Source organism: Streptomyces sp. P9(2023), assembly GCF_032436795.1.
GTDB lineage: Bacteria > Actinomycetota > Actinomycetes > Streptomycetales > Streptomycetaceae > Streptomyces.
This window is the reverse complement of the sequence record NZ_JAUPWM010000072.1, coordinates 1-5,757: the sequence shown is the minus strand read 5'-3', so window position 1 is coordinate 5,757 and position 5,757 is coordinate 1. Positions and strand designations below refer to the sequence as shown.

Here is a 5,757-nt window from a genome sequence, read left to right as displayed (position 1 = left end):
CCCCGGCGCATCGCCCCGCCTAGAACGGGTCGAACTCGTCGTACTCGCGCTGTGCGTCGTCGCGCGACGCGTCGCGGTCGCGGCGGCGCTGGGCGGCCGGGCGCGGGGCCTCGAGGCGGTGGTCCTCGCCTCGGCGGCCGAGCATCTCGGCGCCGGCCATCATCGAGGGCTCCCAGTCGAAGACGACCGCGTTCTCCTCGGAGCCGATCGCGACACCGTCGCCCCCGCGAGCGCCCGCCTTCATCAGCGCGTCCTCGACGCCCAGGCGGTTGAGGCGGTCGGCCAGGTAGCCGACGGCCTCGTCGTTGTTGAAGTCGGTCTGGCGGACCCAGCGCTCCGGCTTCTCGCCGCGCACCCGGTAGACCTCCTCGGCCTCGTCGTACGTGACCGTGAAGCCCGCCTCGTCGACCGCCTTCGGGCGGATGACGATCCGGGTCGACTCCTCCTTCGGCTTGGCCGCGCGCGCCGTGCCGACGATCTCGGCCAGCGCGAAGGAGAGCTCCTTCAGACCCGTACGGGCCACGGCAGAGGCCTCGAAGACCTGGTAGCCGCGGGCCTCCAGGTCCGGGCGGATCATGTCCGCCAGGTCCTGGCCGTCCGGGATGTCGATCTTGTTGAGGACGACGATACGGGGGCGGTCCTCAAGGCCGCCGTACTGCCGCAGCTCCTCCTCGATGATGTCGAGGTCGGTGACGGGGTCGCGGTCCGACTCCAGCGTCGCCGTGTCCAGGACGTGCACGAGGACCGAGCAGCGCTCGACGTGGCGCAGGAACTCCAGGCCCAGGCCGCGGCCCTGGCTGGCGCCCGGGATCAGACCCGGCACGTCGGCGATCGTGTAGACCGTCGAACCGGCCGTGACGACACCCAGGTTCGGGACGAGCGTCGTGAACGGGTAGTCCGCGATCTTCGGCTTGGCGGCCGAGAGGACGGAGATGAGCGAGGACTTGCCGGCGCTCGGGTAGCCGACGAGCGCCACGTCGGCGACGGTCTTCAGCTCCAGGACGATGTCCCGCGCCTCGCCCGGCTCGCCGAGCAGCGCGAAGCCGGGGGCCTTGCGGCGGGCCGAGGAGAGGGCCGCGTTGCCGAGGCCGCCGCGGCCGCCCTGGCCCGCGACGAAGGTGGTGCCCTGGCCGACGAGGTCGGCGAGCACGTTGCCCTCCTTGTCGAGGACGACCGTGCCGTCGGGCACGGTCAGGACGAGGTCCTGACCGTCCTTGCCGGAGCGGTTGTCACCGGCACCGGGCTGACCGTTGGTCGCCTTGCGGTGCGGGGAGTGGTGGTACTCGAGGAGCGTGGTGATCGCCTGGTCGACGACCAGGATCACATCGCCGCCACGGCCGCCGTTGCCGCCGTCGGGCCCGCCGAGGGGCTTGAACTTCTCCCGGTGAACGGAGGCGCAGCCGTGGCCTCCGTTACCCGCGGCGACGTGCAGCTCGACGCGGTCCACGAAGGTGGTCATGGTTCTGCCTCCAGTTACAAGGGGGTACTACGGGGTGGAATGTCTATCTAGTAACACGCGAAAGGCGGACCCGCTTCCCGTCCGGGAAGTGAGGTCCGCCTCCGCAAAAGAACCGATCAGGCGACCGGAACGATGTTCACGACCTTGCGGCCACGGTGGGTGCCGAACTGCACCGAACCGGCCTGCAGCGCGAACAGCGTGTCGTCGCCGCCACGGCCGACGCCCGAACCGGGGTGGAAGTGGGTGCCACGCTGGCGGATAAGGATCTCACCGGCGCTGACGACCTGACCGCCGAAGCGCTTCACGCCGAGCCGCTGAGCATTGGAATCGCGACCGTTCCGGGTGGACGATGCGCCCTTCTTGTGTGCCATCTCTCCTCAGTCCCTTACTTCGCAGCCGCGGGGATGCCGGTGACCTTGATCGCCGTGTACTGCTGGCGGTGGCCCTGGCGACGGCGGTAGCCGGTCTTGTTCTTGTAGCGAAGGATGTCGATCTTCGCGCCCTTGTGGTGGTCCACGACCTCGGCCGTGACCTTGATACCGGCCAGCACCCACGGGTCGCTGGTCACGGCGTCGCCGTCGACAACGAGCAGCGTAGAGAGCTCTACGGTGTCGCCAACCTTGGCAGTGGAAATCTTGTCAACCTCAACGATGTCGCCGACAGCAACCTTGTGCTGGCGACCACCGCTGCGCACGATGGCGTACACGCGGATCTCTCTCTCACTCGGGAACGGACCCCTGATGCCAGCCGCTCACGCGGGCCGGAGCCCGGGTGATCCGGAATTGGACGAGCGGCCTCTCTCGGCAGAGCCGTGAGGAGGGTGCTCAGGGGTTTGGCGGGTCATACGACACGCCGACGGTCAAGGTTACGGGCCGGTGCCACAGGGGGTCAAATTCGGATGACTTCCCCGGGGCGGTCCGGGCCGCTGAGGTCCGGTGAGGCCGTCCCGTACGGAACGGCCCCACCCGACCGGGTCAGTCCTGCGCCGGGGCCGCCGTCTTCTTGGCGGTGGCCTTCTTGGCAGTCGTCTTCTTCGCCGCGGTCTTCTTGGCCGTCGCCGTCTTCTTGGTGGCGGCCTTCTTCGCGGTGGCCTTCTTGGCCGTCTTGCGGGCCGCCGTCTTCTTGGCCGGGGCGGCTGCCTCGGCCTCGGGCTCGGCGTCCGCCACGGGAGCCTCGGTGGCGGCCGGGGACTCGACCACCAGGACGGCGGCCTCCTCGGCACCCGAGGGCGACCCGGCGGGGGCGGTGACCTTACGGACGACCCGGCGGCGGGCTCGCGGCGGGGCGGCCACGGGGGCCTCCTCGACGACCGGCGTCTGAACGGCCGGCTCGGGCTCCGCCGCGAGGGCCGGGACGGCCTCGACGGTCGGCTCCGCCGTGGGGGCGGAAGCCGGGGAACCGGCCGGCGCGGTGGCCTTGCGCGTGGCACGACGGCGGGTACGAGGAGCCGGCGCGGCCTCCTCGACGACCGAATCGACCACGGGCTCAGGCTCGACGACGAGCTCGGGCCCGACCACGACGGCCGGCTCGGCGACCTGCTCCGCCGTGGGCTCCACGACCGGCGGACCGGCCGGCGCGGAGACCTTACGGGTCGCCCGACGGCGGCCACGACCGCGCGTGGCGGCGGCCTCGGCCTCGGCGGCGCTGCTGTACAGCTCCTCGTCGGGGCGGAAGGGCTCCTCCACGGCGACCGGAGCGGCGATCTCGGCGGCCACCTCGGCCTCGGTCTCGACCTCCTCGACCTCGTGCTCGTGCTCGTGCTCGTGAACGTGCTCGGCACCACCACGGCCGCGCTTCTTCGCGCGCTTGCCGCCGCCACCGCCGCCCGGGGCGGTCGGCTGCTCCATGTGCACGATCACGCCACGGCCGTTGCAGTGGACGCAGGTCTCGGAGAAGGACTCCAGGAGGCCCTGGCCGACCCGCTTACGGGTCATCTGGACCAGGCCCAGCGAGGTGACCTCGGCCACCTGGTGCTTGGTCCGGTCCCGGCCCAGGCACTCCAGGAGGCGGCGGAGCACCAGGTCGCGGTTGGACTCCAGGACCATGTCGATGAAGTCGATGACGACGATGCCGCCCAGGTCGCGCAGGCGCAGCTGGCGCACGATCTCCTCGGCCGCTTCGAGGTTGTTCCTCGTCACGGTCTCTTCGAGGTTGCCGCCCTGACCGGTGAACTTGCCGGTGTTGACGTCGACGACGATCATCGCCTCGGTCTTGTCGATCACCAGCGAGCCACCGCTCGGCAGCCAGACCTTGCGGTCCAGCGCCTTCATCAGCTGCTCGTCGATCCGGTACGTCGCGAAGACGTCGACCTCGCTCGTCCACTTGGACAGCCGGTCGGTGAGGTCCGGGGCGACGTGGTTCACGTACCCGTGGATGGTCTCCCAGGCCTCGTCGCCGCTGACGATGACCTTCGAGAAGTCCTCGTTGAAGATGTCGCGGACGACGCGGACGGTCATGTCCGGCTCGCCGTAGAGAAGGGTCGGGGCGTTGCCGCTCTTCGCCTTCTTCTGGATCTCTTCCCACTGCGCCTGCAGACGCTCGACGTCACGGCGCAGCTCGTCCTCGCTCGCGCCCTCGGCGGCGGTGCGCACGATGACGCCCGCGTCCTCGGGGACGATCTTCTTGAGGATGGTCTTCAGGCGGGCGCGCTCGGTGTCCGGGAGCTTGCGGCTGATGCCGGTCATCGAGCCCTCGGGGACGTACACGAGGTAACGGCCCGGCAGGGAGACCTGGCTGGTCAGACGCGCGCCCTTGTGGCCGATCGGGTCCTTCGTCACCTGGACGAGGACCGACTGGCCGGACTTGAGGGCGGCCTCGATGCGGCGCGGCCCGTTGGCCATGCCCAGCGACTCGAAGTTGACCTCACCGGCGTACAGGACGGCGTTGCGGCCCTTGCCGATGTCGACGAAGGCGGCCTCCATGGACGGCAGCACGTTCTGGACCTTGCCCAGGTAGACGTTGCCGACGTACGAGGTGGCCTGCTCCTTGTTGACGTAGTGCTCGACGAGCACGTTGTCTTCCATGACGCCGATCTGGGTGCGGTCGCCGTTCTGACGGACGACCATGACACGCTCGACGGCCTCACGGCGGGCCAGGAACTCGGCCTCGGTGATGATCGGGACGCGGCGGCGGCCCTGCTCGCGGCCCTCGCGGCGGCGCTGCTTCTTCGCCTCCAGGCGGGTCGAGCCCTTGATGGACTGGACCTCGTCGGACGGCTCGGCCTTCTCACGGGCCGGGCGGGGCTCGCGGACCTTGACGACCGTACGGACGCCGTCCTCCTCGCCCGCCTCGGCCTCGCCACCCGCGTCACCGCTGCGGCGGCGACGACGGCGACGACGGCGCGAGCTGCTGGAGCCGCCAGACGCGCCGCCCTCGTACTCGTCGGACTCGCCCTCCTCCTCGGACTCCTCGTCCTCGGCGCGGGCCTCCTCCGACTCCTCGGTCTCGTCGGCCTCCTCGGCCTCGGCGAGCTCACCGCGGCGACGGCGACGGCCGCCACGGCGGCGACGGCGGGACGGACGGTCCCCGTACTCGTCGGTCTCCTCGGCCTCGACCTCCGCCTCGGGCTCCTCGGCCTCGACCTCGGGCTCGTCGGCGACGGTGGCGGGCACCGGCTCGACGGCCACGGGCTCGGGGGCGGGCTCGCCACGACGACGGCGACGGCGGCGGCCTGCGGGCTCGGGACGCTCGGCGGTCTCGACGGCGGCTGCGGTCTCCTCGACCTCGACCGTCTCCTCCTCCTCGTCCTCCTCCGGCTCCCCGGCGCCGGCGGCAGCGGCGGCCGCGGTCTCCGGGGTCTGGAACATCGGCTCGGTGAAGACCGGGGGCTGGAAGACGGCGACGGAGGGACGCGCGGCGCGACGGCCGCGGGGCTCCTCCTCCGCCTCGGGGGCAGTAACCGGCTCGGAGGTGAACTGCGGCGAGGTGGCGCGGCGGCGGGTACGACCGCGGGTGGCGGCCTTCTCGGCGGCGGCGACCTCGGGCTCGGCCTCTTCGGCGGTGATCTGCGCGACGGTCTCGCGCGGCAGGCGCTCGCCGGAGGTGGTGACCTCGGGCGTGGTGGCCTTACGGGTGGCACGGCGACGCGCACGGGCCGGGGCGGCGGGCTCCTCGACCGGAGCCTCCTCGACCACGGCGGGGGTCTCGACGACCTCGGTCTCCACGACCGGCTCTGCGACCGGCTCGGGCGTGGTGGCCTTACGGGTCGCACGGCGACGGGTGCGGGCCGGGGCGGCGGGCTCCTCGACCGGAGCCTCCTCGACCACGGCGGGGGTCTCGACGACCTCGGTCTCCACGAC

The 5,757-nt window shown here is 71.6% G+C and carries 4 protein-coding genes; all 4 read right to left on the bottom strand.

Features of this window, described 5'->3' with window-relative positions; translation table 11 throughout:
- Positions 1–19 precede the first annotated feature (19 nt).
- Positions 20–1,459, bottom strand: a complete 1,440-nt coding sequence (obgE, locus tag Q5762_RS36530) for a GTPase ObgE (RefSeq protein ID WP_315896632.1) — start codon at positions 1,457–1,459, stop codon at positions 20–22.
- Positions 1,460–1,575: 116 nt separating this feature from the next.
- A complete protein-coding gene (gene rpmA, locus Q5762_RS36525; protein ID WP_073914109.1) occupies positions 1,576–1,830 on the bottom strand; it encodes a 50S ribosomal protein L27 in 255 nt (84 codons plus the stop codon).
- Positions 1,831–1,844: 14 nt separating this feature from the next.
- Positions 1,845–2,165, bottom strand: a complete 321-nt coding sequence (gene rplU, locus Q5762_RS36520; protein WP_015033583.1) for a 50S ribosomal protein L21 — start codon at positions 2,163–2,165, stop codon at positions 1,845–1,847.
- 268 nt (positions 2,166–2,433) lie between these two features.
- Positions 2,434–5,757: Rne/Rng family ribonuclease (locus tag Q5762_RS36515; RefSeq protein ID WP_399495502.1), on the bottom strand; the 3,324-nt coding region annotated here is incomplete at its 5' end.